We start from the raw sequence: 14,555 nt of genomic DNA, 5'->3' as shown, positions 1-14,555 counted from the left end.
TACCACACCTAGGGTGGCTTGCATGACGCCGCGAGATGCATCAGATCCGTACGGGAACCGCTGGTCCGACCTGGACCGGCCGCCGCTCAACGCGAGCGCGTTGCGGCGGGGGCTGGTGCGGGAGGGGTCGCTGTGGTCGCAGGTGGACGTGGTGCAGCGGACCGGGTCGACCAATTCCGACCTGGTGGCGCGGGCTGCCTCGGGGGCGGCCGGGGAGGGCACGGTGCTGGTCGCGGAGGAGCAGACCGCCGGGCGGGGACGGCTCGACCGGCAGTGGAGTGCGCCTGCCCGGTCCGGGCTGTTCTTCTCCGTTCTGCTCACGCCTCGTGAGGTGCCGGTGGACCGGTGGGGGTGGCTGCCGTTGCTGACGGGGGTCGCGGTGGCCACGGGGCTGTCGCGGGCCGCCGGGGTCGATACGGCGCTGAAGTGGCCGAACGACGTGCTCGTGACGGTGGGGGGAGAGGAGCGCAAGGCCGGGGGGATCCTGGCGGAGGGGGCCGGGGCGGGGGGTGTCGTCGTGGGCGTCGGGGTCAATGTGAGCCTGCGGGCGGATGAGCTGCCGGTGCCGACGGCGGGATCGCTGGCGTTGGCGGGCGCGGTGAGTACGGACCGGGACCCGCTGCTGCGGGGGGTGCTGCGGGCGCTGGAGGAGTGGTACGGGCGGTGGCGGGCCGCCGGGGGGGACGCGGGGGCGTGCGGGCTGCAGGAGACGTACGCGGCGGGGTGCGCGACGCTCGGGCGCGTGGTGCGGGCGGAGCTGCCGGGGGACCGGGCGCTGGTGGGGGAGGCGGTCGCCGTGGACGGGGACGGGCGGTTGGTGCTGGCGACGGGGGAAGGCGTGCAGTCGCCGGTGGGGGCGGGGGACATCGTGCACTTGCGCGCCGCGGGGGGTGCGTGACGCTCCGGTGGCCGTGCCGTGTCGGCTGCGGGAACACCCCCGGTCCACGCCGACGGCGGGTGCCGGGAGGACGCCGGTCGCCTCACCCCACGGCCCAGCCTGACGGAGTGAGCTGGCGCACACCTGCCGTAGAGTTGTGGCCGGTCGATACATGACCGTGGCAGATCGGAAGGGCAGCAACGCGTGACCGTCGACGACTCCGGTTCCGGTACGGACGCGCAGGGCGCCGGCGAGGATCCGCTTGCTCTGCGCCTCGAACAGCTCATTCTGGGCGCCGAGCGCCGTTACACACCGTTCCAGGCGGCCCGCAGCGCGGGCGTCACCATGGAACTGGCCACGCGGTTCTGGCGGGCCATGGGCTTCGCCGACGTCGGGCAGGCCAAGGCCCTGACCGAGGCGGACGTACTGGCGCTGCGCCGGCTGGCCGGTCTGGTGGAGGCGGGGCTGCTGAGCGAGGCCATGGCGGTGCAGGTGGCGCGGTCCACCGGGCAGACCACGGCGCGGCTGGCCGAGTGGCAGATCGACTCGTTCCTGGAGGGGCTGACCGAGCCGCCCGAGCCGGGGATGACCCGTACCGAGGTGACGTATCCGATCGTCGAGCTGCTCCTGCCCGAGCTGGAGGAGTTCCTCGTGTACGTCTGGCGGCGGCAGCTCGCCGCTTCGGCCGGGCGGGTCGTGCAGGGGGCCGACGACGAGGAGATGGTCGACCGGCGGCTCGCCGTCGCCTTCGCGGACCTCGTGGGGTTCACGCGGCTGACCCGGCGGATGGAGGAGGAGGAGCTCGGCGAGCTGGTCGAGGCGTTCGAGACCACCGCGGCCGATCTGGTCGCCGCGCGGGGCGGGCGGCTCATCAAGACGCTGGGCGACGAGGTGCTCTACGCCGCCGACGACGCGGGCACGGCCGCGGAGATCGCGCTACGGCTGATCGAGACCATGGCCCACGACGAGACCATGCCGGAGCTGCGGGTCGGTATGGCGTTCGGCACGGTGACCACCCGGATGGGCGATGTCTTCGGTACGACCGTGAATCTCGCCTCCCGGCTGACCTCCATAGCTCCACGGGACGCCGTGCTCGTCGACACCGCGTTCGCCGAGGAGCTGATCCGCACCGGTGACGCGCCCGCCTCCGAGGCGGCGGCGGCCGAGGCGGTGGCCGCGGCGGAGAAGGAGGGCGAGGAACCGCCGGCGTACCGGTTCGCGCTCCAGCCGATGTGGCAGCGGCCGGTGCGCGGGCTCGGCGTGGTGGAGCCCTGGCTGCTCACCCGCCGGAACGGGGCGTCCTCGTCCGCTTAGCCCGGCCCTGCGTCCGGGAGCGTCTGAGTGTCGTCCACGCACAGGCCGATGACCGGTACGCACGGGATGAGGCGCTCGGGGGTGCGTGGGGGGCCGGGGGCCGGCTCGGCGGGATGTGGCCGAAGCCGGCGGGATGTCACTCGAACGGGCGGGCGGGGGGTGACGGGCACCTCTTTTCCGGGCGGGTGGTCGGCTGCGATGATCGGGGCGAGTGGTGTTAACCCGCGTTAACCGGAGGCTGTCATGGGTGAGGAACGGTTCGGGGAGTTCGTGCTGGTGCGCCGGCACGGGCGGGGGCACGTCGCGGAGCTCGTCCTCGACCGGCCCAAGGCCATGAACGCCGTGTCGACCGGGATGGCCCGCTGCGTCGCCGATGCCTGCGCGGCGCTGGCGGGGGACCGTGACGTACGCGTGGTGGTGCTGACCTCGTCGCACGAGCGGGCGTTCTGCGTGGGGGCGGACCTGAAGGAGCGGAACTCCTTCAGCGACGCGGACCTGCTGCGTCAGCGGCCGGTGGCGCGCGCGGCGTACACCGGGGTGCTCGAGCTGCCGGTGCCCACGGTGGCGGCGGTGCACGGGTTCGCGCTGGGGGGCGGGTTCGAGCTGGCGCTGTCGTGCGATGTGATCGTGGCCGACCGTACGGCGGTCATGGGGCTGCCCGAGGTGTCCGTCGGGGTCATTCCGGGCGGGGGCGGTACGCAGCTGCTGCCCCGGCGGGTGGGGGCGGCGCGGGCGGCCGAGCTGATCTTCACGGCGCGGCGGGTGGAGGCCGTCGAGGCGCGGGAGCTGGGGCTGGTCGACGAGCTCGTGGAGGAGGGGCGGGACCGGGAGGAGGCCCTGGCCGTGGCGTCCCGGATCGCCGCGAACTCGCCGGTGGGGCTGCGGGCGGCCAAGCGGGCGCTGCGCCTCGGGCACGGGCTGGATCTGGCCGCCGGGCTCGAGGTCGAGGACGCGGCCTGGCGGTCGGTGGCGTTCTCGGGGGACCGGGCGGAGGGGGTCGCCGCCTTCAACGAGAAGCGCAGGCCGGAGTGGCCCGGGGAGTAGCCGGAAGGTCCTCCCGCACTCACGCCCTCGATGTCCCGAATGGCGGAGAATCTACCTAATCTGGGGGAATGGGTGAGGAGAGCCGGCTGGCGGCCGTGGTGGCACTCGCGCAGGGCATGGCAGCCGCACACAGTTCGCGGGAGGCCTGGCGGGCCGCGGCCGGCGGGGCCCGCCGGGCTCTGGACGGGAGCTTCGCGGCGCTGTCGGTGTGGGAGCGGGAGCTCGGGCGGCTGCGGGTGCTGGTCAACGTCGGCGATCTCGCCGAGGGCGAGGAGGACTTCCCGGACGACGAGTCCTATCCGGTGCACCAGTTCGCCGAGATCACCGAGTTCCTGCACGAGCGGTGGGCGGGGGGCGGTGAGCCCGACGCGTGGGTGGAGACGGCCGAGGGGCCCTCGGCGGGGCGGGCCGGGTACTGCCATCAGCGGGTCGCCGCGCTCAGGCGGCGGGGGCGCGGGTGCTGTGTCGTCGCCCCGATCGTGCTGCACGGGCGGGCGTGGGGCGAGCTGTACGTGGCCCGGCCGGCCGGGGTGCCGGTCTTCGGGCGGGGCGACGCCGACTTCGCGACGGTCCTGGCCGCCGTGGTGGCCGCCGGACTCGCGCAGACCGAGCGGCTGGAGGAGGCCCGGCGGCTGGCGTACACGGACGCCCTGACCGGGCTGGCCAACCGGCGGGCCGTGGACGCGCAACTCGACGAGGCGGTCGAGCGGCATCGCGCGGACGGGGCCGTCGTCAGCCTGGTGGTGTGCGACGTGAACGGGCTCAAGCGGGTCAACGACACGCTGGGGCACGCCGTGGGCGACCGGCTCCTGGAGCGGTTCGGGAGCGTGCTGTCGCTGTGCGGGGCCCGGCTGCCGGGGGCCCTGGCGGCGCGGCTCGGCGGGGACGAGTTCTGTCTGCTGGCGGTGGGGCCGCCCGCCGACGAGGTCGTCAAGGCGGCCGACGAGGTGTGCCGCCGGGCCATGGAGCTGGGGATCGGGGACGGGGTGGCCTGCGGGGTGGCGTCCACCGGGGATCCCGTCGGACCGGTGCGCTCCGCCCGGCGGCTGTTCCGGCTGGCCGACGCGGCGCAGTACCGGGCCAAGGCCGAGCGGGCCGCCCGTCCCGTGGTGGCCGGACGGGAGGGGGCGGACGATCCCGTCGTACGGCTCGCCGACGAGCCGTCGCGGGCGCCGGGCGGGGAGCGGCGCCGGTTCCGGGGGCGGCAGGGGCCGGTGTGACGTGTTCGGTAAGGGGTGGACCCCGCTTCCAGGGGTGACACCGTGGAATTCACTGCGTACGCTCCTGAATATGGATATGCACACTGTGGTGGTGGGGACCTCCGGCGTGACCGCGTCCGACGTGCTCGCCGTGGCGCGCGGCGGTGCCCGCATCGACCTGTCCGCGGAGGCGGTGGCCGCACTCGCCGCGTCCCGCGAGATCGTGGACGCCCTGGCGGCCGAGCCGGACCCCGTGTACGGGGTGAGCACCGGCTTCGGCGCACTGGCCACCCGGCACATCGGCCCGGAGCTGCGCGCTCAGCTGCAGCGCAACATCGTCCGCTCGCACGCCGCCGGCATGGGGCCCCGGGTGGAGCGGGAGGTCGTCCGCGCGCTGATGTTCCTGCGGCTGAAGACCGTCTGCTCCGGGTACACCGGCGTCCGGCCCGAGGTCGCCCGGACGATGGCCGACGTGCTGAACGCCGGAATCACCCCGGTGGTGCACGAGTACGGCTCCCTCGGCTGCTCCGGCGATCTGGCCCCGCTGTCCCACTGCGCCCTCACCCTGATGGGCGAGGGGGAGGCGGAGGGCCCCGACGGCCGCGTGCGGCCGGCCGGCGACCTGCTCGCCGAGCACGGCATCCAGCCCCTCGAACTGCGCGAGAAGGAGGGGCTCGCCCTCCTCAACGGCACCGACGGCATGCTCGGCATGCTGATCATGGCCCTCGCCGACCTCGACCTGCTGTACCGGAGCGCCGACGTCACGGCCGCCCTGAGCATGGAGGCGCTGCTCGGCACCGACCGGGTGCTCGCCCCCGAACTGCACGCCGTCCGCCCGCACCCGGGACAGGCCGCCAGCGCCGCCAACATGCTCGCGGTGCTGAGGGGTTCTGGACTGACGGGGCATCACCAGGGCGACGCCCCCCGGGTGCAGGACGCCTACTCGGTGCGCTGTGCCCCGCAGGTCGCCGGCGCCGGACGGGACACCCTGGCCCACGCCCGGCTGGTCGCCGAGCGCGAACTCGCCGCCGCCGTGGACAATCCGGTGGTGCTGCCCGGGGGAACCGCGGGGGAGTCCGGCTCGGGAGGCAGGGTCGAGTCCAACGGGAACTTCCACGGTGCGCCGGTGGCGTACGTGCTGGACTTCCTCGCCATCGCCGTCGCCGACCTCGGTTCCATCGCCGAGCGCCGCACCGACCGGCTGCTGGACAAGAACCGCAGCCACGGGCTGCCGCCGTTCCTCGCCGACGACGCCGGTGTCGACTCCGGGCTGATGATCGCCCAGTACACGCAGGCCGCGCTGGTCGGTGAGCTGAAGCGGCTCGCCGTACCGGCGTCGGCGGACTCGATCCCGTCCTCCGCGATGCAGGAGGACCACGTCTCCATGGGCTGGTCCGCGGCGCGCAAACTGCGTACGGCCGTCGACTGCCTCACCCGGGTCATCGCCGTCGAGCTGTACGCCGCCACCCGCGCGGTGGAGCTGCGGGAGGGACTGACCCCGGCGCCCGCGACCCGGGCCGTCATCGAGGCCGCGCGGAAAGCGGGGGTGGAGGGCCCGGGACCGGACCGCTACCTCGCGCCCGATCTCGCCGCGGCGGAGGCGTTCGTGCGGGACGGGCGGCTGGTCGCGGCCGTGGAGGCGGTCACCGGACCGCTGGGCTGACCCGACGGCCCGGGGCCCCGCGGCGGCGCGGGGCCCCGGAGGGTCAGTACAGGCCGAGGCGTTCCCGGCGCACCGAGTAGACGACGAACCCGGCGCCGAGGACGAGGCACCCCGTGCCGCCGACGATGTACGGGGTGCTGTCGAAGCTGCCGGTGTCCGCGAGGCGGACGTCCTGGACGGGGCCCTCCAGTGAGGCCGACGAGATGCTCGGCACCCCTCTCGCCTGCTGCGTGACCTGCGGAGACGGGCTTGCCGGGCTTGCCGGGCCCGCCTCTCCCACCGAGGTTGCGTTCGCGGACGGGACGAACCACAGGGCGCACAGCAGAGTGCCCGCGGCGGTGGCGGTCAGCAACGGACGGAGCGCGGATGACACGGAATATCGATCCCCTTGTGGCGCTGGCGAATTGGCCGTGTGGGGCGATGTTAGTGAAAGGCGCGGGTCACAGGAAAGCCGCGGGAGCGCGGGGCCGTACGCTCCGGGCATGAGCACTCCGGAGACATCACGGTTTGTACGGCTTCGCGTGGAACTCGTTCTCGAAGTCGGCGACGAGGACGCGGTGACCGGGGCCGCGCTGCGCAGAATCACGGACGACGGCGATATGCCGGACGCGGAACGGGTACACGCCCGGAGCGCCGTGACGGAGGACGCCGCGGAAGCCCTCGCGTACCTCGTGGATCCGTTCGCTCTGGTCGGCGAAGTTCCGGGAGTGGAGCTCCTGCAGGCATCCTGGAGCGGCGAACGGATCGACTACGACCCGGACTCGCCGGAGTGGGACCTCGACGAGGAGGACGACGAGGGCTCCTGCGACGGCGACGACGGGGCGGACAGGGCCGGTTGACGGGTTCCCGGGAAATTCACGGCCCCGGGAGGCAACCGCCGCCCGGGGCCGCGTCGTCTCACGCGGCGCACGGGCCGGCGTTCCCGCCGTCCTCCCCGGCGGACGTGGTGAGTCCCACACCCATGGGCCGTGGGGAACCGGATCACCCGGTCGTAGCGTTGAAAGTGGTGGACGAGGTCCTTCGGCTTCCGGCCGGGGATTCGTGGGGTTGGGATTAGGCGACGATGGAGAAGCGTGTGATGACGGACGGTAAGCGGCGCAGGGGTCTGGCGGCCGCGTCCGCTCTGCTCGGCGGAGTGCTGGTGCTCTCGGCTTGTTCCGGCGGTGACGACAGTGCCTCGGGCGGCGACGGCGGCAACGGCGGCAACGACACCTCGCAGGCCCAGGTCGACGAGGCGGCGGCCAAGAAGTCCTCCGAGGCGCAGATCAAGATCACGCCGAAGGACGGCTCGAACAACGCCTCGATCAACAACTCCGCCACCGTCACCGTGGGCAAGGGCAAGCTCACCGAGGTCAAGATGACCACCGCCGACGGCACCGCCGTCTCCGGTGAGATATCCGCGGACAGGACGAGCTGGAAGCCCAGCGTCCAGCTGGAGCGCGCCACCACCTACAAGCTGAGCGCCACCGCCGAGGACTCCGAGGGCCGCGCCGCCCACGAGAACGCCTCGTTCACCACGGTCGCCCCGGACAACAGCTTCATCGGCACCTTCACCCCGGACGACGGTGCCACCGTCGGCGTCGGCATGCCGGTGTCGATCAACTTCGACAAGGCGATCACCAACAAGACCGAGGTGCAGAAGGGCATCACCGTCTCCACCACCAGTGGCCAGGAGGTCGCCTGCCACTGGTTCAACGCCAACCGCATGGACTGCCGGCCCGACGAGTACTGGCAGGAGGGCGCCACCGTCACCCTGAAGCTGGCGCTCGACGGGGTCGAGGGAGCCGAGGGCGTCATCGGCGTCCAGCAGAAGACGGTCACCTTCAAGATCGGCCGCAACCAGGTCACGTACGTCGACGCCAAGACCAAGCAGATGAAGGTCACGCAGGACGGCAAGACCGTCCGCACCATCCCGATCTCCGCCGGGTCGCCCGAGAACAAGACGTACGAGGGCGAGATGGTGATCTCCGAGAAGTTCAGGGAGACCCGGATGAACGGCGCGACGGTCGGCTTCACCGACGACGACGGCAAGGGCGAGTACGACATCAAGGACGTGCCGCACGCCATGCGCCTGAGCACCTCCGGCACCTTCATCCACGGCAACTACTGGGGCGCCAAGTCCATCTTCGGCAGCGTCAACACCAGCCACGGCTGCGTGGGCCTGCAGGACGCCAAGGGGGCGAACGACCCCAACACGCCGGGCGCCTGGTTCTACGACAACTCGATCATCGGTGACGTGGTCGTCGTGCAGAACACCGGCGACAAGACCATCGCCCCGGACAACGGCCTCAACGGCTGGAACATGAGCTGGGAGCAGTGGAAGGCGGGCTCCGCGGTCTGACGCCCGACGGGCACGCAGAGCCTCACCCCACTCGGCCGGTGCCGCCGTCCGCTCCGTGAAGGAGCGGACGGCGGCACCGGTCTTCTTATGCCGCTCCTGAGCCGTGCCCGGCGCTTCCTCACGGACCGTCCCCAGCGTGCCGCCACGTTCCTCACCTTCCGGTCCTTCGACTTCGTCATGGTCACCCACGACTCGGCCATCGCCCGGCGGGCACCGCGCGCGGCGACCATCCGCAAGGGGCGCATCACCGTGCGGGAGAACACCCGGACCTGACCCGAAAAACGTCAACCGCGCGATTGGGTAACGAAGTTCCGGCGGTGGCGTTACAGCCACCCGTCGACTTCCGCACCTTTCCCGCAGGCCCCCGAACCGCTCTTGAGACCCTTGATCACCCCTCGGCATACTGCGTGCTCCGGGGGGTGCGCGCATGCGTACGAGACCACCCCCGGCCGGGTGACGTGTTGTGCGCCCGGCGACTTCGCTAGGGGGAACCTTGCGCAGACAAGTGAAAAGAGCATGTGCGGCCACGGTCGCCACGGCAGCGGCCGTGGCACTCGCGGCGGGCATGACCAGTCCGGCGTCGGCGAACGGGGAGCGCTCGACGGCCGGCTCGCAGACGTCTTCGGGGGCGTCCTCGAAGGCGTCCGCGCTCAAGGCCACGCACCACATCACGCTGATCACCGGTGACCGGGTCACGGTGGACGCCAAGGGCCGCGTCGTCGGCCTGGAGCGGGCCGAGGGCCGGGAGAACATACCCGTCCAGATACGCAAGGCCGACGGTCACACCTTCGTGCTGCCCGCGGACGTCTCCCGGCTGATCGCGAGCGGCAAGCTCGACCAGCGGCTCTTCGACATCACCGAACTCGGCAAGGCCACGACGCGCGGCTCCCAGAAGCGGGGCCTGAAGGTCATCGTCGGCTACCAGGGCAGCGCGGCGGGCGCCAAGGCCGAGGTCCGCGACGCGGGCACGGTCCGCCGGACCCTGAAGTCCCTGAACGCGGACGCGGTGCAGACCCCGCACGAGGACGCGCCCGAGCTGTGGGACGCCGTCACCAACGGCGACCGGACCGCCTCCGGTGTCGCCCACGTCTGGCTCGACGGGGTGCGCAGGGCCAGCCTCGACACGTCCGTCGCGCAGATCGGCACCCCCAAGGCGTGGGCCGCCGGCTACGACGGCAAGGGCGTCACGATCGCCGTGCTGGACACCGGTGTCGACGCCACCCACCCGGACCTGACGGGCCAGGTGGCCGAGTCCAAGAACTTCACCTCCGCGCCCGACGCGGGCGACAAGGTCGGCCACGGCACCCACGTCGCCTCCATCGCGGCCGGCACGGGCGCCAAGTCGGGCGGTAAGCACAAGGGCGTCGCGCCCGGCGCGAAGGTCCTCAACGGCAAGGTCCTGGACGACTCCGGCTTCGGCGACGACTCCGGCATCCTCGCCGGCATGGAGTGGGCGGCCGCGCAGGGCGCCGACATCGTCAACATGAGCCTCGGCGGCATGGACACGGCCGAGATCGACCCGCTGGAGGCGGCGGTCAACAAGCTGTCCGCCGAGAAGGGCGTCCTGTTCGCCATCGCGGCCGGCAACGAGGGCCCCCAGTCGATCGGTTCGCCCGGCAGCGCGGACGCCGCGCTCACCGTCGGAGCCGTCGACGGCAAGGACGCGCTCGCCGACTTCTCCTCCACCGGCCCCCGCCTCGGCGACGGCGCCATCAAGCCGGACGTCACCGCGCCCGGCGTGGACATCACGGCCGCCTCGGCGAAGGGCAACGACATCGCCAAGGAGGTCGGCGAGAAGCCGGCCGGCTACATGACCATCTCCGGCACGTCGATGGCGACCCCGCACGTCGCGGGCGCCGCGGCGATCCTGAAGCAGCAGCACCCGGAGTGGACCTACGCGGAGCTGAAGGGCGCCCTCACCGGCTCCACGAAGGGCGGCACGTACTCGCCGTTCGAGCAGGGTTCGGGGCGGATCCAGGTCGACAAGGCCGTCCAGCAGACCGTGATCGCCGACCCGGTGTCGCTGAGCTTCGGCGTCCAGCAGTGGCCGCACGCCGACGACAAGCCGGCCACCAAGGAGCTGACCTACCGCAACCTCGGCACCAAGGACGTCACGCTGAAGCTGACGTCGACCGCCACCGACCCCAGGGGCAAGGCGGCCCCGGCCGGCTTCTTCACCCTGGACGCCACCACGGTCACCGTCCCCGCGGGCGGCAAGGCCTCCGTCGGCCTGACCGTCGACACCCGGCTCGGCGGCACCGTCGACGGCGCGTACTCCGCGTACGTGGTCGCGACGGGCGACGGGCAGAGCGTGCGCACGGCGGCCGCGGTGCAGCGCGAGGTCGAGTCCTACGACGTGACGCTGAAGTTCCTCGACCGGGCGGGCAAGCCGGCCGGCAACTACGTCGCCGCTCTCACCGGCCTCTCCGGCCCGGGCGCCGGGCAGTGGCACCAGCCCTACGACGCCGACGGCACCGTCACCGTCCGGGTGCCCAAGGGCGGTTACGTCCTGGACACCGGGATCTTCGTCGGCTCCGACCCGGAGACCTACGAGGGCGCCGACTGGCTGGCCCAGCCGAAGCTGAGCGTCACCAGGAACACGACGGTCACGCTGGACGCCCGCAAGGCCAAGCCGGTGAAGATCACCGTGCCCGCCAAGGGTGTCAAGCCGGAGTTCGCCTCGGCCGACTACGTCATCGAGACGAAGAACACCGCCCAGGCCTTCGGCTGGTGGCTGGACTCGTACGACAACTTCCGCTCCGCCCACCTCGGTCCGCAGATCACCGACGGCTCGCTGAGCCAGCAGTGGGACGCCCACTGGAGCAAGGGCGCCAAGGAGCAGTACGACACCGTCGCCGGCGGCAAGGTCAAGCAGCTCGCCACCGGTTACAACCGCGCCTACAAGGCGGCCGAACTGGCCACGGTGAAGGTCGGCCTCGGTGCGGCGGCCAGCGGCAAGAAGGGTTCCGTCAGCGCCGTGGGGTGGCTGCCGACGAGCGGCGGAGCCTCCTCGATCGGCATCCCGCAGACCCTGCCCGGCACCCGCACCCTGCACCTGTCCACCGCGAACGGGGTCAAGTGGGACCTCGACTTCGAGCAGCAGGGCGGTGTCGACGCGGACGGCTGGCCGATCTTCGAGGCCGGTTACACGGTCGGCTTCGAAAAGACCTACAAGGGCGGCAAGACGTACGCGGAGACCGTGAACACGGCCGTCTTCGGGCCGCGTCTGGGCGGGGAGTTCGGTCTCTCCCGCGACGGCAACAGCATCTCCGGCCTCGTCCCGCTGTTCGCCGACGGCAAGGGTCACGTCGGGTCCTCGCTGTTCACCTCGGTCGCCACCAGCCTCTACCGCGACGGCAAGAAGGTCGGCTCGCACGACGACCCGCTGTTCGGTGAGAAGGAGTTCAAGGTCCCCTCCGGGGACGCCGCGTACAAGCTGACCACCTCGGTCAAGCGGAGCGCCAAGGTCGCCGCCGCCTCGACGCGCATCGACGCGAGCTGGTCCTTCCGCTCCAAGAAGACCACCGGCCACAAGCAGCTGCCCGCCTCCACGGCCCGCTTCCACGCGGCCACGGGCCTGGACAGCAAGGTGACGGCCGGCAAGAAGGTCACCGTCCCGGTCACCGTGGAGGGCACCGCCAAGGGCAAGAACCTCAAGTCCCTCTCGGTGTACGTGTCCTACGACTACGGCAAGACCTGGAAGAAGACCACGGTCACCAAGGGGAAGATCACCTTCAAGAACCCGGCGAAGGGGAAGGCCGTCTCCTTCCACGCCAAGATCGCCGACAAGCAGGGCAACAAGTCCACGATCTCGATCTACAACGCCTACTACGGCAAGTAGACCCTGAGCGGACGGCCCGCCGGAAGCAGTGCTTCCGGCGGGCCGTTCCGTTGCGAGCGGGCCGGGACCCGGCTGCCGGCGACGCGCGGGCCGGTGCGGGAGGACCCGGGCGCCCAGGACCGGGGGCCCGTCCGCCTCAGGGAGCCGAGGCTCCCGCTCCCGACTGCCTCGCGTCCGTGCCCCAGCTGGCCAGCAGCCGCAGCGCCTCCGCCGACGGCGAGCCCGGCTCGGCGAAGTAGGTGACCAGCGACTGCTCCGAGTTCTCGCCGGCCGGGCGGAACGACTCCCACAGCAGCGTCAGCTCCCCCACCAGGGGATGCCGCACCCGCTTGACGCCGTGGCTCTTCTCCTTGACGTCGTGGTGCGCCCACAGCCGCCGGAACTCCTCGCTCTTGACCGAGAGTTCGCCGATCAGGGCGGACAGCTGGGGGTCGTCCGGGCGGCGGCCCGCGTCCATGCGGAGATAGGCGACCAGGTCGGCCGCCTTCTGGTCCCACTCGGTGAACAGGTCACGGCAGTCCGGGTCGAGGAACACCAGCCGGGCCCAGTTCCGGTCCTGCACCGGCATCCGGCCCCAGTCGCCGAAGAGCGCCGCCGCCATCCGGTTCCAGGCGAGGATCTCCGAACGCCGGCCCACGACGTACGCCGGGACCGTCTCCATCGACTCCAGCAGATGCCGCAGCCCCGGGCGCGGCTGCTGGGCCCGGGCCGGCTGCTTCCTGCGGTGGCGCCCGGGCTTCGCCAGATGCGTGAGGTGGGTCCGCTCGGCGTCGTCCAGGCGCAGGGCGTGCGCGATCGAGTCCAGCACCTCCGCCGACACGTTCTGCCCGTTGCCCTGCTCCAGGCGCGTGTAGTACGCCACCGACACCCCGGCGAGCTGGGCCAGCTCCTCGCGGCGCAGGCCCGGCACCCGGCGGTGCCGTCCGAAGTCCGGCAGGCCCACGTCCTGCGGCTTCAGCCGGGCACGCCGGGTGCGCAGGAACTCGCTCAGCTCCGCACGCGGGTCGAGGCCGCCGCCGGAAGGAGCGGCCGGATCGGTGTGCTGCTCGTCCATGCTCCCCAGTATCCCCGGTCGTACGCCCACCATCCTGTCCCCGCCAGTGGTACGCACGGCCAACGTAGGCAAAGCCGTGGGCTGGGTGATGTACGGCCGCCGTCGCAGGCTGGGATCCGCACCCGGCCGGACACAGGGCAGCCGGGCGCACGACGTCACGAGGAGAACCCCGGCATGACCACTGTTGCCGCGTACGCCGCACCCGCCGCCAAGGCTCCGCTGGAGCGCACGACCATCGAGCGGCGCGCGGTCGGCGAACACGACATCCTGATCGACATCAAGTTCGCCGGCATCTGCCACTCCGACATCCACCAGGCCCGTGAGGGCTGGGGCGAGGCGATCTTCCCGATGGTCCCCGGCCACGAGATCGCCGGCGTGGTGTCCGAGGCCGGCCCCGGCGTCACGAAGTTCCGGGTCGGTGACCGCGTGGGCGTCGGCTGCATGGTCGACTCCTGCCGCGAGTGCGACAACTGCGAGGCGGGCCTGGAGCAGTACTGCCTGAACGGCGCCACGATGACCTACAACGGCATCGGCAGGGACGGCGAGCCGACCCACGGCGGCTACGCCCAGAAGATCGTCGTCGACGAGAACTACGTCGTCCGCGTGCCCGACGGACTCTCCCTCGACGAGGCCGCCCCGCTGCTGTGCGCGGGCATCACCACGTACTCCCCGCTGCGGCACTGGAACGCCGGCCCCGGCAAGAAGGTCGCGATCGTCGGCCTCGGCGGTCTCGGCCACATGGCCGTGAAGATCGCGCACGCGCTCGGCGCCGAGGTGACGGTGCTGTCGCAGTCCCTGCGCAAGAAGGACGACGGCCTGAAGCTGGGCGCGGACCACTACTACGCCACCGCCGACCCGGCCACCTTCGAGAAGCTCAGGGGCAGCCTCGACCTGATCGTCTCCACCGTCTCCGCCCCGCTCGACCTCGGCGCGTACCTGTCGCTGCTGAAGACGGACGGCGCGCTGGTGAACGTGGGCGCCCCGGAGGAGCCCGTCTCCCTCAACCTCTTCTCGGTGATCGGCGGCCGCAAGACCCTCGCCGGGTCGAGCATCGGCGGCATCCGGGAGACCCAGGAGATGCTGGACTTCTGCGCCGAGCACGGCATCGGCGCGGAGATCGAGCTGATCGGCGCCGCGGAGATCAACGAGGCGTACGAGCGGGTCCTGAACAGCGACGTCCGCTACCGCTTCGTGATCGACACGGCGACGATCTGACGCACCA

General features: G+C 72.1%; 11 protein-coding genes and 1 pseudogene. 10 read left to right on the top strand and 2 right to left on the bottom strand.

Annotated elements, in window-relative coordinates; genetic code table 11:
* Positions 1 to 22: 22 nt before the first annotated feature.
* The 5 genes from ACF07S_RS02210 to hutH all read left to right on the top strand — a co-directional run bounded on the left by ACF07S_RS02210 (position 23) and on the right by hutH (position 6,097).
* Positions 23 to 898: a biotin--[acetyl-CoA-carboxylase] ligase gene (locus tag ACF07S_RS02210; RefSeq protein WP_391961611.1), complete on the top strand. Its 876-nt coding sequence runs from the start codon at positions 23 to 25 to the stop codon at positions 896 to 898.
* 183 nt (positions 899 to 1,081) lie between these two features.
* A complete protein-coding gene (locus ACF07S_RS02205) occupies positions 1,082 to 2,191 on the top strand; it encodes an adenylate/guanylate cyclase domain-containing protein (RefSeq protein WP_391961610.1) in 1,110 nt (369 codons plus the stop codon).
* 243 nt (positions 2,192 to 2,434) lie between these two features.
* On the top strand, positions 2,435 to 3,235 hold the full coding sequence (locus ACF07S_RS02200; protein ID WP_391961609.1) for an enoyl-CoA hydratase/isomerase family protein: 801 nt from the start codon (positions 2,435 to 2,437) through the stop codon (positions 3,233 to 3,235).
* Between the two features lie 68 nt (positions 3,236 to 3,303).
* Entirely contained in the window at positions 3,304 to 4,455 is a 1,152-nt protein-coding gene (locus tag ACF07S_RS02195) for a diguanylate cyclase domain-containing protein (RefSeq protein ID WP_391973229.1), read from the top strand.
* Positions 4,456 to 4,531: 76 nt separating this feature from the next.
* Positions 4,532 to 6,097: a histidine ammonia-lyase gene (gene hutH, locus ACF07S_RS02190; protein ID WP_391961871.1), complete on the top strand. Its 1,566-nt coding sequence runs from the start codon at positions 4,532 to 4,534 to the stop codon at positions 6,095 to 6,097.
* A 43-nt stretch (positions 6,098 to 6,140) separates the two neighbouring features.
* Here hutH and ACF07S_RS02185 read toward each other — a convergent pair whose 3' ends face one another.
* Entirely contained in the window at positions 6,141 to 6,470 is a 330-nt protein-coding gene (locus ACF07S_RS02185) for an LAETG motif-containing sortase-dependent surface protein (protein ID WP_391961607.1), read from the bottom strand.
* Between the two features lie 109 nt (positions 6,471 to 6,579).
* Between ACF07S_RS02185 and ACF07S_RS02180 the strand changes: the two genes are divergently transcribed.
* The 4 genes and pseudogenes from ACF07S_RS02180 to ACF07S_RS02165 all read left to right on the top strand — a co-directional run bounded on the left by ACF07S_RS02180 (position 6,580) and on the right by ACF07S_RS02165 (position 12,279).
* Complete coding sequence (locus ACF07S_RS02180; RefSeq protein WP_391961606.1) at positions 6,580 to 6,936, top strand: hypothetical protein; 357 nt, start codon at positions 6,580 to 6,582, stop codon at positions 6,934 to 6,936.
* Positions 6,937 to 7,175: 239 nt separating this feature from the next.
* A complete protein-coding gene (locus ACF07S_RS02175) occupies positions 7,176 to 8,438 on the top strand; it encodes an Ig-like domain-containing protein (RefSeq protein ID WP_391961605.1) in 1,263 nt (420 codons plus the stop codon).
* 171 nt (positions 8,439 to 8,609) lie between these two features.
* A pseudogene (locus ACF07S_RS02170) lies at positions 8,610 to 8,711 on the top strand (ABC transporter ATP-binding protein); the annotation flags it as partial.
* Positions 8,712 to 9,003: 292 nt separating this feature from the next.
* Entirely contained in the window at positions 9,004 to 12,279 is a 3,276-nt protein-coding gene (locus ACF07S_RS02165) for a S8 family serine peptidase (protein WP_391973228.1), read from the top strand.
* A 136-nt stretch (positions 12,280 to 12,415) separates the two neighbouring features.
* Here ACF07S_RS02165 and ACF07S_RS02160 read toward each other — a convergent pair whose 3' ends face one another.
* Entirely contained in the window at positions 12,416 to 13,333 is a 918-nt protein-coding gene (locus tag ACF07S_RS02160; protein ID WP_391961603.1) for a helix-turn-helix transcriptional regulator, read from the bottom strand.
* Positions 13,334 to 13,507: 174 nt separating this feature from the next.
* Here ACF07S_RS02160 and ACF07S_RS02155 point away from each other — a divergent pair, with 174 nt between their 5' ends.
* Positions 13,508 to 14,548 (top strand): NAD(P)-dependent alcohol dehydrogenase, encoded by a 1,041-nt coding sequence (locus tag ACF07S_RS02155; protein WP_391973227.1) that lies wholly within the window; start codon positions 13,508 to 13,510, stop codon positions 14,546 to 14,548.
* The last annotated feature ends 7 nt before the right edge of the window (positions 14,549 to 14,555 follow it).

This window comes from Streptomyces sp. NPDC016640 (assembly GCF_043076215.1).
Classification (GTDB): Bacteria; Actinomycetota; Actinomycetes; order Streptomycetales; family Streptomycetaceae; genus Streptomyces.
Note: the sequence above shows the minus strand (reverse complement) of the source record. Positions and strands in the feature narration are given on the sequence as shown.

Excerpts from the sequence above, each read along its gene's own strand:
- ACF07S_RS02210 (WP_391961611.1), top strand. The coding sequence starts at position 23 with ATGACGCCGCGAGATGCATCAGATCCGTACGGGAACCGCTGGTCCGAC.
- ACF07S_RS02200 (WP_391961609.1), top strand. The coding sequence starts at position 2,435 with ATGGGTGAGGAACGGTTCGGGGAGTTCGTGCTGGTGCGCCGGCACGGG.
- ACF07S_RS02195 (WP_391973229.1), top strand. The coding sequence starts at position 3,304 with ATGGGTGAGGAGAGCCGGCTGGCGGCCGTGGTGGCACTCGCGCAGGGC.
- hutH (WP_391961871.1), top strand. The coding sequence starts at position 4,532 with ATGCACACTGTGGTGGTGGGGACCTCCGGCGTGACCGCGTCCGACGTG.
- ACF07S_RS02180 (WP_391961606.1), top strand. The coding sequence starts at position 6,580 with ATGAGCACTCCGGAGACATCACGGTTTGTACGGCTTCGCGTGGAACTC.
- ACF07S_RS02175 (WP_391961605.1), top strand. The coding sequence starts at position 7,176 with ATGACGGACGGTAAGCGGCGCAGGGGTCTGGCGGCCGCGTCCGCTCTG.
- ACF07S_RS02165 (WP_391973228.1), top strand. The coding sequence starts at position 9,004 with ATGACCAGTCCGGCGTCGGCGAACGGGGAGCGCTCGACGGCCGGCTCG.
- ACF07S_RS02160 (WP_391961603.1), bottom strand. The coding sequence starts at position 13,333 with ATGGACGAGCAGCACACCGATCCGGCCGCTCCTTCCGGCGGCGGCCTC.
- ACF07S_RS02155 (WP_391973227.1), top strand. The coding sequence starts at position 13,508 with ATGACCACTGTTGCCGCGTACGCCGCACCCGCCGCCAAGGCTCCGCTG.